Raw genomic sequence first — 14567 nt, 5'->3', positions numbered from 1 at the left:
AATCGACATGGATCCGGTGATTGCGCTCTATACGATACTGCTGGCCACCGCATTGGGTCTCAGTGGCCTGGCACGTTCCGATACCCGTCGACGCGGTCGGGGCCTGCTGCTGGCGGGCGTGCTTTCCGGCTTTATCGTCGTGGCCGCGACCAGCGCACTGGTGACGGCCACCACCATCCCAGGCATGATCGTGACGGCCCTGGCCGTGCTGTTCTCCGCACAGGCAGCCACGGCGGCCCTGTCGCTGCTCTGGCGCGAAATTCGCGCTGAAACGCGCCCGCCAGCACACCGCCAACACGCTGAGAGGGATCGCGAATCATGAACTTCGGCTTGCAGATCGATCTCATCGGCTGGTTTGCCCTGATCGCGTTACTGCTGGCGCTCTTTGCGCTCAGCCGACGGGTGTCGCTCCCGTTCATCGGACCACGTCGCGCTGTGCTCCTGCTGATAGTCACCCTGATCGTCCTGCTGGGGAGCGTCATCTGGGCAGCCGACAGCAGCAATTCCCTGCTGGCCACGATCATGATCCTGCTGGGCGTCGCAGCGGCCCCCTTTTCTGCGCGTCGACCCAAATCCGCAGCGTCACATTCTGAACAGGACAGTATTCTCAACGGATTGTCGCTGATCACGATCGGCAGCGGTCTGGCCGTCGCATTGCTGGGATTGACCGGCTGGTTCGAGACCAACTACCGGATGGACGGGTTCGATCTGCGCCTGATCGCAGTGGTCAGTGTGTTCATCGGCGTCTGGACCTTCGCCGCCGGTCTGATGCTCTGGTTGCGCCTCAACGATTATCTGCCCGCGTCCAGCCCGACCCGAATGCAACAACGTGTCGGGCTTGCCGTCCTGTCCGCTGCGCTGGGCCTCGGGCTCCTGGCGGTCGTCTTTCCCGGATACGCCCGGTTGCTGCTTATCGTCATGGCCCTCCTGGCACTGGAGTTGGGCGCGCTGTCGGCGCTGGGCATCGTCATCACCCGAGCCACACGCGTTCTCGGGCGACACCTTGGGCTACTGGGCGCGGCCATCGCGATGCTGGGCTATGTGCAGGGAAGCATGTTCCTGCTCGCTATCGGCGGACTGATCGTCGCCGGGGCTTTCCACTATCTCTATCTGCGCCGAACAGCTCGCACCCGCGCCACAGACCGACTGGCGGATCAGTCGTGACTCAGATCATCCAAGGTCAGTTCGAAACCGGAAACGAAATAGTCCCTGAAATAGCGGACGGCCGGTAGATCGGTCATCCCATCCAGTTTTTCCCGCAGGTACTGTTCCGCGCGCTGGAATTCGGTATTTCCGGCGCGCCGTTCCTCAACGCATTTGAGGTAGGCAGACAGGGAGTCTGCCGCCTTGATCACCCGGGAGACCGCCGGCTCAATGCGCTCGGACTCGATCACGTCGGCGAAGGCCGACTGCAGCTCAGATGGCAGCAAGCCCGTCAGCTTGCGCTCGGCATGAGCCTCCAGCGCCTTGTAGGACGCCAGGATATCCTGTCTGAAATACTTGATCGGCGTCGGCAGATCGCCCGTGATGATTTCGGAGGCATCGTGATAGAGCGCGACGGTTACGATGCGTCCGACATCGTGGTTCTCCCCGAACTGACTGTTGCCGATCAATGCCAGCGCATGGGCGATCATCGCCACCTGCAAACTGTGCTCCTGGATGTTTTCCGCGCGGGTATTGCGCATCAGGCCCCAGCGCACGATATATTTCATCCGGGCCAGATAAGCAAAAAAATGGCTCTGGTTATTGGGCGTTTCGCTCACTTGCGGTTCCTAATTTTGGGTTCGATGGACCTGGGCCGGAAATCCGGCCGCCTGGATCTGCGTCCAGGATCGCACGGCAAAGCTGTCGGTCATGCCCGAGATCATGTCCGTTAGCAGTTGGGCCTCGCGATACCGGATGGGCATCGGATTATCGACAGCCTCGAAGACCCGGCGGTAGTTTTCCGAGATCAGGCGGTACAGGTAACTCGACAACGGCGTGTTGCGCGCGCTGGCCGGATCACCGGGGTCGGCCCGATCGGTAATGGCATACCAGAAGGCATCCATCAACCCGTGGATCACCTCGAACCCCGTCAACTCGACCTTAAGGACGGACTGGTGCCGGTAGACATGAACCCAGTTGCACGCCTTCAGGGCATTCAGCAGCGCATGAGCTGGTGAGGCCTCGATCAGTTCCTGGTTGAAGCTGCCATCGGCGATCGCGGGCAACTGGCGCAGGAAGGTGTCCGCCACGGCCTGCATGAGCGCACCGATCGCCCGGATCCGAAAGGTCTGCATGGAAATGTCGTTCAACTCGCCGGGCGACAGATTCTCATGGCGATACCGACGATGTTCCAGCTGGGCCGCCTCGCACACCTGGGCCACGATCGGATCGTCTCCGGCCGCATGACGCAGGAAGGCGATGATATCCGAGAACGAGAGCAACCCCTTCTTGACCGCATCCTCGGCATCCAGCACGGAGTAGGCGATGTCGTCGCAGGCCTCGAGGATCCAGGTCAGCGGATGCCGCACACCGGCCTTCAAGTTGCACTGCGCCCAGACTTCCTCGACCAGCGCCCGTTCGGATTGAAAGAACCCGTATTTCTTGCGGGTCACCTGGGTCCGATCCACCGCATCGCTGGGTGCGGGATACTTGATCAGCGCAGCCAGGGTGGCCACGGTCAAATTCAGACCGAAATCGTCGTTGATCAGCTGCAACTTCGTCAGCAGCCGCAGCGTCTGGGCATTGCCCTCGAACGCCAGGAAATCCTGCTTCATCCCTTCGGTCAACGTGGTGCCATCATCCAGCACGGTGGATCGATGTCGGTGAAACCAACGCGCGATGGCTTCCTCACCCTGATGCCCGAAGGGGGGATTCCCCAGATCGTGCGCCAGTCCGATCGTTGCCAGCAACGCGGGTACTTCACGCAAGGCTGCGGGCACGTGCGCGGCCAGGCCATGGTTGAATACCAGATCGATTCCGACGGAGCGCGCGAGATTCGCCACCTCATGAGAATGCGTCAAACGGGTCCGTACGCTGTCGGAGTGATCCAGCGGGAACACCTGGGTCTTGTCCGCCATCCGTCGGACCGGAGAAGAGAACAGGACCCGATCGTAATCCCGCTCGATCTCGGCCCGAGCCTCCGTGTGGAACAGGGCCGGACTCGTCTGACTGGGTCGACGTCGGCGTGGGTTCAACCATTGAGCCCAGGGCAGGTCTTCGGTTTTCGGATTGGTCACCGTGTTTCTCTCGATTCATTAGGTATGTGCACAGGCTCATGGCGCATCGACCGTTACCGGACCGTCCCCAAAAGATGCGCGATTTTCGGGGGGGATGGGCCTATCATGTCCTCATTGCCGCCACCCGACAGGATACCGCCATGCAAACAGAATCCATTGCCGTTTTGGGCCTGGGCCTGATGGGCCAGGCGATCGCCCAACGCCTCGGGGCACAGGGCTTCCACGTGTCCGGCTACAACCGCAGCCTGCGCGAGGACATCGATTCGACCGCTTTGAACGTCAGCCAGGATCTTACTACCGCCGTCGGGGATGCGGCGTTTGTCTGGGTCATGTTAGCGGATTTCGCCGCCTGTGAAGCGGTGCTCGGTGCCGAATCGGCACTGCCCCTATGGCGAGACCGGCTCGTGATCAATGCCGCCACCATCGCACCAGAGGAATCGCGCACCCTGGCCGCCGCCATCCGCAATGCAGGCGGGCGCTATCTGGAAGCACCTGTTCTGGGGTCCACGCCGCAGGCTGCCAGCGGTACGCTGCAGATCCTGCTTGGCGGCGATCCGGCCGACATAGCTGCCGCCACACCCTTCCTTTCAGCCCTAGGAACCCCCGCCCACTTTGGCTTCATCGGCCAGGGCGCGGCAGCCAAACTCGCCATGAACCAGCTGATCGGCAGCCTGACGGCAGCGTTCTCCATGAGCCTCGGGTTGATCCAGCGCGAAAGCGTTTCCGTCGAAACCTTCATGGCGACACTGCGCGACAGTGCCCTCTATGCGCCGACCTTCGACAAGAAGCTCGACCGGATGACCGAGCGGCACTTCACCGAGGCGAACTTTCCTCTGAAGCATCTGCTCAAGGACATTCGCCTGTTCAAGACCGCCGCCGATCCGCGGGGTGTCGATACGCGACTCATCGATACCCTGGCGCTCGTACTGGAGCAGGGCGTGCAAGCCGGGCATGCGGACGATGACTATAGCGCCCTGTTCGACACGATCGTTCGGGCAGAATGACATGATCATGTAAAATGGCCGGTTTCGCCCCGTCGGTGCTGCACGTCAGCCGCCGACTGATTACGACGACAGGTACCTGACTTATGATTGACCAACCCATGATCCCGCGACGCGCGCTGTTGAGCGTCTCCGACAAGACCGGCGTTCTGGAATTCGCCCGCGCCCTGACCCGACACAACATCGATCTCATCTCGACGGGCGGTACGGCCAAGCTTCTTCGGGACGCCGGACTGGCGGTCACGGAAGTTGCCGATGTGACGGGCTTCCCGGAAATCATGGCCGGGCGCGTGAAGACCCTGAACCCGAAGATCCATGGCGGCATTCTGGCCCGGCGTGGCGTGGATGACGCGGTCATGGCCGAACATGGTATCGAGCCCATCGACCTCGTCGTGGTCAACCTGTATCCCTTCGAGCAGACGGTCGCCGATCCGGATTGCCGTTATGAAGATGCGGTCGAGAACATCGACATCGGCGGACCCGCCATGGTGCGCGCCGCAGCCAAAAATCACAAAGATGTCGCCATCATCGTCGACCCTGCAGATTATGAACGCGTTCTTGCCGATATCGAACAGGGTGGAATCCAGGGCAACACGCGCTTCGAACTGGCTGTCCGCGCCTTCGAGCACACCGCCCGTTACGATGGCATGATCGCGACCCATTTCGGCAAGATGGTCAGTGGCAACCGCTTCGCACCGACGTTCAATCTGCAACTCGTCAAGGCTCAGGATCTACGCTATGGCGAAAATCCCCATCAGCAGGCGGCGTTTTACGTGAAACATCAGCCCCCGGTGGGCAGCATTGCTGCCGCCCGCATCATTCAAGGAAAACCCCTGTCCTACAACAACATCGCCGACTCGGATGCCGCGCTCGAATGCGTGAAGCAGTTCGTCGAGCCGGCCTGCGTGATCGTGAAGCACGCCAACCCCTGCGGCGTCGCCGTCGACGACAATCTTACCGTCGCCTACGACCGGGCCTATGCCACGGATCCCACTTCGGCTTTCGGCGGCATCATTGCCTTCAACCGGCCGCTCGATGCCCACACCGCACGCAGCATCATCGACCGCCAATTCGTCGAAGTCATCATCGCTCCGGAAATCACGGACGAGGCACGTACCGAGTTGTCCGCAAAGCCGAACGTCCGCGTGCTGGCCGTGGGCCAATGGCCGGCGTATGCCGAACACGCCTTCGACTACAAGCGCGTCAACGGTGGCTTACTGGTTCAGGATGAGGACAGCGCCGTCATAACGACCGATCATCTGAAGATCGTGACGCAGCGGCAACCGACGCCGGCAGAACTCCGTGACCTGCTGTTCGCCTGGAAAGTCGCCAAATTCGTCAAATCCAATGCCATCATCTACGCCAGCGGGGAACAGACCATCGGTGTCGGCGCCGGACAGATGAGCCGGGTGTATTCGGCGCGCATCGCCGCCATCAAGGCCCAGGATGCCGGCTTGCCGGTCGCCGGTTCCGTCATGGCATCGGATGCCTTCTTCCCGTTCCGGGACGGAATCGACACGGCAGCCGAGGCGGGCATCACGGCCGTGATCCACCCCGGAGGCTCCATGCGGGATCAGGAGGTGATCGATGCCGCAAACGAGCACGGTATCGCGATGGTCCTGACCGGCATCCGCCATTTCCGTCACTAAACCCAACGCCCCATGACGCCCTGGTACGCCTGGATGGATTCATTGCCGTCTTTCCCGGCACTGTGGGCGTGGGTGATTCTGGTTATCGCCGTCGTTTCACTGCCGGCAGCATTCGCTCTTTGGTCTACCATCAAATATGCGCGCCGAACCTTGGCGACGCAGGAGCAGCAACTGCAGAGACAGGCCGCGGACATGGTCGACCTGCGGCAGGAACGCGAGTCAGCACAGCACCTGGCTCAGGCCCTGTCGGTCGATCTTGCCGGGCACCAGGCAACGTTGGCCGGTATGGAGCGTCGCCTGAACGAGTTGCAGCAGGAGCGCCACGCCGCTGAACGAAGAATCGAGACACTCCAACAGCAGACGCGCGATGGCGAGCGTCAACTGGCTGAACTGCAGGAACGTCTGGCCCAGGAGCGTCATTCCAGTGAAGAGAAACTTGCCCTGCTCGAACAGGCCAAGAATCAATTCCAACAGGCCTTCCAGGCGCTCTCGGCGGATGCGCTCCGGGCCAACAACGAATCCTTCCTCAAGCTGGCCAAGGAAAATCTGAGCCAGTTTCAGACGGCCGCCACCCAGGATCTCGCGCAGCGCCAGGCCGCCATTGGCCAAATAACCCAGCCTATTCGTGAACGTCTTGAACAGTTCGACCAGAAATTGGGCCTACTCGAACAGGTTCGTACCACGGCCTATGGTGCACTTCAGCAACAGATCAACGATCTCCTGCAGATTCATCTCCCACAGCTGCATCGGGAAACGGCGGATCTCGTCAAGGCGTTACGACAGCCCAGTGCCCGGGGACGCTGGGGCGAAGTACAGCTCAAACGGGTGGTCGAACTCGCCGGGATGCTGGCCCATTGTGATTTCGAGGAGCAGGTGTCCGAGTCGACGGAAGCGGGGCGGCTCCGCCCGGACATGATCGTGCATCTGCCGGGAGGGCGGCGCATCGTCGTTGATGCCAAAGCCCCGGTCAGCGCCTATCTTCAGGCTATCGAGGCCACGAACGAGATCGACCGCGTCCGTTACCTCAATGATCATGCACAGCAGGTACGTACCCACATCAATCAGCTCAGCAAGAAGGACTATTTCGAACAGTTCGATCCGACGCCCGAATTCGTTGTTCTTTTTGTGCCTGGCGAGGTGTTTTTCTCGGCCGCCCTGATGCAGGATCCGACACTCATCGAGTTCGGTGCAGAAAAGCGGGTCATCCCCGCCAGTCCGACCACCCTGATCGCCCTGCTCAAAGCAGTTTCCTATGGATGGCGTCAGGAAGCGCTGGCCCAGAACGCTCAGGAGATGGCCCAGCTCGGCCGGGAGATCTACGAACGCATCGGTACATTGGCAGAGCACTGGCAACGTCTGGGCAGGAGCCTGGATCAGTCCGTAATGGCGTATAACCAGTCGGTGGGTGCACTGGAGGGGCGCGTCCTGCCCAGCGCCCGGAAATTTCGTGACCTTGGTGCCGTCCATGCCAAACGATCGGATATTCCCGATCTGGCCCCCATCACCACCGAGACGCGCTCACTGACGGCGGCCGAATTCCATCAGAACGGAAGTGACGACGTTTCAAAGTAAGGATGGTCACGCACACGGTGGGACAGTCGCCCCCCGTCCGCAGCTCGACCACCCCTGTCGCTCAGGCAAAGGGATTGAAGACTTCGTCTTTCTGCTTGCGGTGGCGTTTCAGTTCGAAAGCCAGAACCTGGACGATTTCACTTTCGTCGAGTTTTGGCGGAGTAGCGCGCTCCGCAGACTCGGCATCGCGCCGCGCCACTTCTGCAGCAATCGATTCGATGAGCTGCTCGAGCTCAGCAATACTCAAATCCTCTAATTCAGATATCAGTTCTGTTTTCAAGGCAACGTTATCTCTACGATTTAAACTGAATGAAAACGGACCGGCGCCGGGGCGCTGAAACGTTCGGTCCGAATGCGTAAATCCCTGAAATGGGTTGTCACGGAAAGAACCGGGCCGACCTCCACGAGAGAGAGCCCCCGATCCGGCTGCTTTTCATGCACGCCCGTATCTATCCATAGTCGATTTCCCGCGCGCCGAGGTGTATGCAGGGTGTTGTGACCATAAATAACCCACGCGATTCCCTCAACCATCCGGTCGTTATGATCGCCGCGCAATAATGATTGGAATTGACCGCGCCCCCAGAGAATCGATTCGATGGTCGGTTCGTCCCGGGTTTGATCCCAGAACCGCACCTTTTTGATCCGCTCCAGCCGGGCCACGTTTCGACTCCAATCCCAGTCCGGGAGTTCTGCGTGCACGACGCCGACGGCGTCTGGTCCATTGCCGATCTGTATCATCAGTGGAAGCTGGCTGATCAGATTCATGATCTCCGTGATGAAATCGGCCCATTTGTCCTCATTGAGCCCGTCGTAGGCATCCAACAACCACTGCGCTCCGGACTCCTGGAGTCGCGCGCGCGCCATCGGGTCCAATTGACGTCGCGTCAACGCATTTCGATGCAGGCTTAATAATCGTTCGTGATTCCCTGCAACAGAAAAGAACCAGGGCTCCGAGAGCAACCGCAATGTATTCAACGATTCACTGCCCCGATCAATGAGGTCGCCAACGGAAATCACCCGGTCCCGATCCGGTTTGAAGTGATGGTATTCCAGCGCTTTCTCCAGCCGGGTCAGATTCCCATGCAGGTCGCCGACAACAAAATCCCGTCCTTCGGAATTAATTAATAGCTGTTTGAATAATGTCATTAATACGGATTGAGCTTTTCGTTAATTCAGCGCGGGTCGTTCCTCATGGCGAACAACGGGCCTGAACCCCACCCACTCTGAAGCGGGGGGCGGACGATATATCATTAGCAAGTTAAGGGTTTGCCTGAGTATCACCCCTAACCCGGATCTTCGTCAAGAAGTCAATGTGCCGCAAAGAACCTCTATTCTGATAAATCCCGTATAACGTGACTAATCCCCCGATCATAAATTCGTTTTTGCCTCCCGTAGCCAATTGTGATTAAACTGGCGCGGTCTCTTCATAAAACAAAACCATTGAGACAAAAACCCTACGGACTCTGAATATCATCGAGGATAAATCATGTTGAAACTTCGCCTCCCGCGTTTTCTTCTCGCTCTGACGCTGCTCGCGGGCACGCTGTCAGCCCAGGCCGCCATGGCGGATGCCAAAGCCATCGACGCCCTGGGCGGCAACTCCCTTGCCGCGCATCATGTCGTGATCCAGGTTACGGATGAAGATCCGAAGCGTCAGATCGTGCCACTGAACGTCGCCACCAACCTGATGCAGGCATTCGGCACCGACGTGGATGTCGAAGTTGTCGCGCTTGGACCAGGCGTCGGTCTGCTTTTTGCCGACAACCCCAATGCCGCCAAGATCAAAGCCTTGTCTGAACAAGGCGTACGTTTTACAGCCTGCGAGAATTCGTTGAAAAAGGCCGCGGCGAAACTGGGCCACGAACCCGTTCTCAACCCCGTTGCACAAAAGACGCCGTCCGGTATCGTCCGTATCGTGAAACTGGTCGAAGCCGGCTATATTCTCGTGCGCCCCTGAGGATACACCTCCCCGGTTCGCCGTTTCCTAGCGCGGCGGCCTGCCGGGAACACACGCATTCCCATCGAGTCGGCCGCGCGCCGACTTTTTTTTTCCTGTGGCTCCAGTATTCTTAGGTACGGATAACGCTTGCTACAGGATTCCGCCATGACCGTTGCCAAAGAGCCGCCTGCCAACGACCTCACGCCCGAGGATATATCGTCCATCATCCATGAGTTCGGCCGAGATCGACGCGATGATCATCAAGTACGGGCGGTGTATCTTCAGCCGCTCAATGCCTTCGGCCCCCCCAACGTCGGGGTCCTGACCCATGAAGACGCCTTGTCCATTACGATCGCCAGTGTTCCCCTCGATGCGCCGGACGGCTCTGTCGTCGTCTATGACGATGAATGCCCCGAAGGACCACGTTCCCTGTACGGAATAATCGAGACAGTCCGTGCGGCAAGCCGGGCAACGGATCACATTCAGAACATGCGGCTCATTTACATTCACAAGCAGGACGGATCCTCGATTGCATGAGGATACTGTCGACCGTATCCGTGCCGCCCCGCAGACGGATTGATCGCTGCGCCACCAATGAGCGAATGCCCGATGGTTCAATTGCCTGAGTCCGATTACCAGTTTCTTTCTGAAGCGGCCATTGTGGCCGGCGCGGACGAAGTGACCCTACAGCAGCTCCGCGTGATCGCCACGGTCAGTCCCTTTATCGCCCAGAGCCTCAAGACCTTGCCCTGGCTCTGGGTTCAGCTCATTCCCCTGATTTCCAAACCGAATCACGAGCGCGATCTCCGGGCTCGATTTGACGCCTGGTTTGCGACACGTGCTGATGAAGAGTTTGACCGGGCCCTCCGTCAGATCCGACGTATCGAAATGATCCGTATTGCCTGGCGGGATGTCTGTGGTCTGGCTGACACGCAGGAAACGCTTTTTGACCTGTCGCAACTGGCGGACCAAAGTGTTCAGCAAGCGCTACTCTTTCATGAAGCCGCTCTGACGGCCCGTCATGGCAGCCCCCGGGATCACTCGGGCCAAATGCAACGTCTGGTCGTGCTGGGTATGGGTAAGCTCGGTGGGTATGAGCTGAATTACTCCTCGGACATCGATCTCATTTTCGCCTTTGAGCACGAAGGTGAAACGGATGGCGAACGTCCGATTGCCAATAGTCAGTTCTTCATCAAGCTCGGGCAACGCATCATCCGCTCCCTGGATCATGTGACAAGCGACGGTTTCGTCTTTCGGGTCGACATGCGCCTGAGACCCCATGGCGACGAGGGTGCCCTGGCGCTTCCCTTTGATGCCATGGAGCACTACTACGCCACGCTAGGTCGTGAATGGGAGCGTTACGCCTTCATCAAGGCTCGGGTCATCGCAGGGGACTTTGCTGCCGGAGAAACTCTGCTCAACCAACTCAAACCGTTCGTCTATCGAAAGTACCTGGACTTCGGTGCGTTTGCCCAACTTCGGGACATGAAAAAGGCCATCGAAGTGGAAATGACCCGAAAGGGCCTGATCGACAACATCAAGCTTGGGCCAGGAGGCATTCGTGAAGTGGAGTTCATCGGCCAGTTGTTCCAGCTGCTCCGCGGAGGAAGGGAACCGCGTCTGCAGAGCCGGAGTATTCTGAAGACCCTCGATGTTCTGGGAGAGACGCATCAGCTGCCTGCATCGATGATTGCCGAGCTCAAGTCTGGCTATGACTTCCTTCGGCGCACCGAAAACCGGCTTCAGATGCAACACGATCAACAAACCCAATCCCTGCCGATTAAGGACGATGATCGTACCCGTCTGGCCCTGGCGATGGGGTTTGATAGCTGGCAGCACTTTCTCCCGGCCCTCGACGCGCACCGGCACCGCATTCATCGACATTTCGGCGAGATTCTCAAGACCCAGCGCGACGAGCGACGCGACGATGACCCCTTGCTCACTGTGTGGCAGGACGACAGCCTGTCAGATGCACGGGCCATGAATCATCTCGAGCACGAGGGTTTTTCCGACCCACAGGCTGCCCTAGAAACCCTACGCGCCTGGAAACGTGAACACTATGCGCTTGTCAGTGACATCGTCCGCCAGCGCCTCGATGTACTGATACCCAATCTTCTTCACGAAGTTGCAACTGGCGACAATGCCATTTCGACACTTCAGGCTGTCCTGACCCTCATTAGCGCCGTGCTGGGAAGATCAGTTTACCTGGCACTGCTGATCGAGCAACCCCAGGCGCTCCGTCAACTCATTCAACTCTGCTCGGCGAGTCCTTGGATTTCCGATCTTCTGCGACAACACCCCATCCTTCTGGATGAACTTGTCGATCCCGAGGCTTTGTACGTCCAGCCCGACGTGGATGATCTTTGCGCCGAACTCGATGGTCTGTTATCCCGTTTCCCCGAAGACGAGGAGCGACAGTTCGATGAACTGCGCCGTTTCCGTCAACTCTCCGTACTGCGCGTTGCGGCCGCGGACGCCATGGGGGTGCTTCCTGTCATGCGGGTATCCGATCAGCTGACCTGGATCGCAGAAGTTGCACTTCGTGCCGTGCTGAACCGTACCCGGGATAAATTGCAGGAGCGCTATGGCCGCCCGCAGGCTACCACCCCGGAAGGCGTCATCGAACCCGGATTTGCCATCATCGGCTATGGCAAGCTGGGCGGCATCGAACTGGGGTATGGCTCGGATCTGGATCTCGTCTTCCTGCATGACTCGGATGGTGAGGAGACGGTTACCACGGGGCCGCAGGTCATCGATAACAGTCTCTTCTTCGCCCGGATTGCCCAGAAAATCATCCATACCCTGAGCATCAGGACACCGGCGGGCGTACTCTATGAAATTGATACCCGGCTTCGACCGGATGGTGTCGGCGGGCTGCTTGTCTCCAGTCTAAAGGGATTCGCGCAATACCAGCAGGAGCATGCCTGGCTTTGGGAAATCCAGGCTTTGTGTCGTGCCCGTTTCATCTGTGGTCATCCGCCCATCGAATCTGCCTTTACCGCCATTCGGAAAGCCGTGATCTGTACCCCCCGTGACCCGAACATGCTGCGGTCCGAGATTCGTGCGATGCGGGAAAAAATGCGGGCCGAGCAGGATAGCCCCCCGCCCGATCATTTCCATCTCAAACGCGGTGTTGGGGGGATTACGGATATCGAGTTCATCGTTCAATATCTCCTGCTGCGCCATGCACACGCCCACCCGGAGATTATTCGGTTCACGGACAATATTCGTCAGCTGACCGCGCTCATGAACGAGAAGGTCCTGCCAGAAGCCATCGGATCGGCGCTGATTACCGCCTATCAGTCATTGCGCAACGCAACACACCGCCGAACGTTGGCCAACCAGTCCTTGAATGTGCCCATCGCCGATTTCGCGTCCGAACGGGCGACCGTCATGGCCACCTGGCAACATTATTTCACCGACTAGTGTTGCGCAGACTTTCCTAATCTGCGCCCAGGGTGATTCGCACCGGGGCGTGATCGGAAGGTCGCTCCCAGCCGCGCGCCACACGATCAACTTCTGCGTGCAACAAACGCGACCGCAAACCTTCTGATATCAGGACATGATCGATGCGCAGTCCGCGGTCCCGACGAAATCCTGCAGCTCGGTAATCCCACCAAGTATAGTTTGGCTCCGTGGGTTCTATATAGCGCAGTGCATCGGTCAACCCAAGGGACAGCAATTCATTGAAGTGGCCCCGTTCGGTTTCCGTACACAACACTTGGCCGCGGAATGATTCCGGGTCGTAGACATCCGCATCTGTCGGCGCAATGTTGAAATCGCCCATCAGGACAAGTTGGTCATATTCCGCGCGTTCCTGTTTGATCCACGCATGCAGCGCAGCCAACCACCGCAGCTTGTAGGCAAACTTGTCCGAGTTGATGGCTTCGCCATTGACCACATAGACGTTGATCACACGGATCGACCCAAAGGTCGCAGCAATGACACGTCGTTGCGGGTCGTCGAAATCCGGAATATCTGTCACCACATCGGTGGGCGCACCGAGCGCAGCATCGTAGATCAATGCAACACCATTGTAGGTTTTCTGCCCATTGACCAACGCTTCATAACCTAATGACCGAATGGCTTCGACATCCACCGCCTCCGTGGTTTGTTTCAGTTCCTGAAGACCGAGTATCGCTGGACGCCATTCCGCCAACCAGGCCAACACCTGCGGCATCCGGACATTCAACGAGTTTACGTTCCAAGTCGCGATGATCATTGCTTAAAATCTCTAATGGTGAAGGCTAGCCGCGCAGGTAATAGGCGGTCACCCACAAATAAAAACTCACGGCGCTCAACAGCCAGAGGGCATAACCCCAGCGACGATAACGTCCGGCCAATGACGTCTGGTCGAGTGCCGAAATAATGAACGGCCGTCGCTGCGACTCGGGGTTCGACATGGTGTGGATATGTGATTTCTCCACATCCTGTTCTGCAACCTGTTTTTGACGGACGATGTCTTTGGCCGCTTGACGCGCCGCCCGCCACTCCGCCTCGTCGATCACACCGTTTCCGTCCGTATCGAAGGATTTCATTCGGTGAGGATCCTGCTTCCACGATCTAAGAAGATCCCGAACGCTGTCGTCCGCCAGCTGATGCGCATCGTGACGAATGGTTTTGAACCAGCCCAGCACATACAAGGGATCCTGATCGAGAATCAGTTTCTCCGTGTAGCGATAGGGGCCCACGTATTTGTTGGTCCGTATCGCACTGGCATGACTTGGGCGTTCCGTTTCCCCGCGCCAAACCCGGATACGTTCGGGAAAGATGGTCGCCCCATCGGGGTCGACCACGCACTCGCCGCTGCCATCGTCGACCACGATCAGGTGGTCACTGACTTGATGAAAAATCCTGTGCGGCTTTCGATTGCCGATCCAGCCATTGGGCTGACCATCCTGATCAACCGATACTTCAAACCAGACACAAGGGGTTCCAGACAGGGGAGAGACCAGCGGAAATACCCCGGCTTCTCCTTTGGCCGCCCCCTCAATTTCGACATAACCCTGATGCGCTGAGGCAATTCGGGACGTTGCCGTATTCGAAATCCAGTACGCCCGTCGCACAAAAAAAACCCCGGCGCCCATCAGGCCCAGGGTGACAACGACCAGGATGACCAGGTATGCGAGGAAATGATGATCCGATAGCCGCGCCAACCAGTCTGCGTAGAACGCCAGCATGGAGT

The 14567-nt window shown here is 58.7% G+C and carries 14 protein-coding genes; 8 read left to right on the top strand and 6 right to left on the bottom strand.

Features of this window, described 5'->3' with window-relative positions; genetic code table 11:
• Positions 1-7 precede the first annotated feature (7 nt).
• Both A9404_RS09130 and A9404_RS09125 read left to right on the top strand, forming a co-directional pair.
• On the top strand, positions 8-322 hold the full coding sequence (locus A9404_RS09130; protein WP_066100565.1) for a hypothetical protein: 315 nt from the start codon (positions 8-10) through the stop codon (positions 320-322).
• Positions 319-1164, top strand: coding sequence for a hypothetical protein (locus A9404_RS09125; RefSeq protein WP_066100562.1), 846 nt, complete (start codon positions 319-321; stop codon positions 1162-1164). The genes A9404_RS09130 and A9404_RS09125 overlap by 4 nt, the downstream gene beginning before the upstream one ends.
• Here the strand turns inward: A9404_RS09125 and yfbR are convergent.
• Complete coding sequence (gene yfbR, locus A9404_RS09120; RefSeq protein ID WP_231880890.1) at positions 1155-1763, bottom strand: 5'-deoxynucleotidase; 609 nt, start codon at positions 1761-1763, stop codon at positions 1155-1157. The two genes, A9404_RS09125 and yfbR, sit on opposite strands and share 10 nt — an antisense overlap.
• Before the next feature lie 9 nt (positions 1764-1772).
• A complete protein-coding gene (dgt, locus tag A9404_RS09115; RefSeq protein WP_231880888.1) occupies positions 1773-3221 on the bottom strand; it encodes a dGTP triphosphohydrolase in 1449 nt (482 codons plus the stop codon).
• 38 nt (positions 3222-3259) lie between these two features.
• On the opposite strand from dgt, the gene A9404_RS09110 reads away from it, so the two are divergent.
• The 3 genes from A9404_RS09110 (at position 3260) to rmuC (ending at position 7443) form a co-directional block, all read left to right on the top strand.
• Positions 3260-4225, top strand: coding sequence for an NAD(P)-dependent oxidoreductase (locus tag A9404_RS09110; RefSeq protein WP_322098979.1), 966 nt, complete (start codon positions 3260-3262; stop codon positions 4223-4225).
• Positions 4226-4308: 83 nt separating this feature from the next.
• Complete coding sequence (purH, locus tag A9404_RS09105; protein ID WP_156521297.1) at positions 4309-5871, top strand: bifunctional phosphoribosylaminoimidazolecarboxamide formyltransferase/IMP cyclohydrolase; 1563 nt, start codon at positions 4309-4311, stop codon at positions 5869-5871.
• A gap of 33 nt (positions 5872-5904) precedes the next feature.
• The gene (gene rmuC, locus A9404_RS09100) at positions 5905-7443 is read left to right on the top strand and encodes a DNA recombination protein RmuC (protein ID WP_231880886.1); all 1539 of its coding nucleotides are present in this window, start codon (positions 5905-5907) and stop codon (positions 7441-7443) included.
• A gap of 61 nt (positions 7444-7504) precedes the next feature.
• Here the strand turns inward: rmuC and A9404_RS09095 are convergent, their stop codons facing one another.
• Positions 7505-7723, bottom strand: a complete 219-nt coding sequence (locus A9404_RS09095; RefSeq protein WP_156521296.1) for a hypothetical protein — start codon at positions 7721-7723, stop codon at positions 7505-7507.
• Positions 7724-7743: 20 nt separating this feature from the next.
• The gene (locus tag A9404_RS09090) at positions 7744-8589 is read right to left on the bottom strand and encodes a metallophosphoesterase (protein WP_066100551.1); all 846 of its coding nucleotides are present in this window, start codon (positions 8587-8589) and stop codon (positions 7744-7746) included.
• Positions 8590-8929: 340 nt separating this feature from the next.
• On the opposite strand from A9404_RS09090, the gene A9404_RS09085 reads away from it, so the two are divergent.
• The 3 genes from A9404_RS09085 (at position 8930) to glnE (ending at position 12808) form a co-directional block, all read left to right on the top strand.
• Positions 8930-9400, top strand: a complete 471-nt coding sequence (locus A9404_RS09085) for a DsrE family protein (RefSeq protein ID WP_066100549.1) — start codon at positions 8930-8932, stop codon at positions 9398-9400.
• 147 nt (positions 9401-9547) lie between these two features.
• A complete protein-coding gene (locus tag A9404_RS09080) occupies positions 9548-9919 on the top strand; it encodes a hypothetical protein (RefSeq protein ID WP_066100547.1) in 372 nt (123 codons plus the stop codon).
• Positions 9920-9991: 72 nt separating this feature from the next.
• Positions 9992-12808, top strand: a complete 2817-nt coding sequence (gene glnE / locus A9404_RS09075; RefSeq protein ID WP_066100544.1) for a bifunctional [glutamate--ammonia ligase]-adenylyl-L-tyrosine phosphorylase/[glutamate--ammonia-ligase] adenylyltransferase — start codon at positions 9992-9994, stop codon at positions 12806-12808.
• A gap of 16 nt (positions 12809-12824) precedes the next feature.
• Here glnE and xth read toward each other — a convergent pair whose 3' ends face one another.
• Positions 12825-13604, bottom strand: coding sequence for an exodeoxyribonuclease III (gene xth / locus A9404_RS09070; protein WP_066100542.1), 780 nt, complete (start codon positions 13602-13604; stop codon positions 12825-12827).
• A 25-nt stretch (positions 13605-13629) separates the two neighbouring features.
• Complete coding sequence (locus A9404_RS09065; RefSeq protein WP_066100540.1) at positions 13630-14562, bottom strand: GIDE domain-containing protein; 933 nt, start codon at positions 14560-14562, stop codon at positions 13630-13632.
• Positions 14563-14567 lie beyond the last annotated feature (5 nt).

The sequence above is a fragment of the Halothiobacillus diazotrophicus genome (assembly GCF_001663815.1).
In the GTDB taxonomy this organism is placed as follows: domain Bacteria; phylum Pseudomonadota; class Gammaproteobacteria; order Halothiobacillales; family Halothiobacillaceae; genus Halothiobacillus; species Halothiobacillus diazotrophicus.
This window is presented reverse-complemented; position numbering and strand designations above follow the sequence as displayed.

Coding starts and splice junctions, on each gene's coding strand:
- A9404_RS09085 (WP_066100549.1), top strand. CDS start 8,930: ATGTTGAAACTTCGCCTCCCGCGTTTTCTTCTCGCTCTGACGCTGCTC.
- A9404_RS09130 (WP_066100565.1), top strand. CDS start 8: ATGGATCCGGTGATTGCGCTCTATACGATACTGCTGGCCACCGCATTG.
- glnE (WP_066100544.1), top strand. CDS start 9,992: ATGGTTCAATTGCCTGAGTCCGATTACCAGTTTCTTTCTGAAGCGGCC.
- purH (WP_156521297.1), top strand. CDS start 4,309: ATGATTGACCAACCCATGATCCCGCGACGCGCGCTGTTGAGCGTCTCC.
- xth (WP_066100542.1), bottom strand. CDS start 13,604: ATGATCATCGCGACTTGGAACGTAAACTCGTTGAATGTCCGGATGCCG.
- A9404_RS09110 (WP_322098979.1), top strand. CDS start 3,260: ATGGCGCATCGACCGTTACCGGACCGTCCCCAAAAGATGCGCGATTTT.
- A9404_RS09065 (WP_066100540.1), bottom strand. CDS start 14,562: ATGCTGGCGTTCTACGCAGACTGGTTGGCGCGGCTATCGGATCATCAT.
- A9404_RS09080 (WP_066100547.1), top strand. CDS start 9,548: ATGACCGTTGCCAAAGAGCCGCCTGCCAACGACCTCACGCCCGAGGAT.
- rmuC (WP_231880886.1), top strand. CDS start 5,905: ATGGATTCATTGCCGTCTTTCCCGGCACTGTGGGCGTGGGTGATTCTG.
- A9404_RS09090 (WP_066100551.1), bottom strand. CDS start 8,589: ATGACATTATTCAAACAGCTATTAATTAATTCCGAAGGACGGGATTTT.
- A9404_RS09125 (WP_066100562.1), top strand. CDS start 319: ATGAACTTCGGCTTGCAGATCGATCTCATCGGCTGGTTTGCCCTGATC.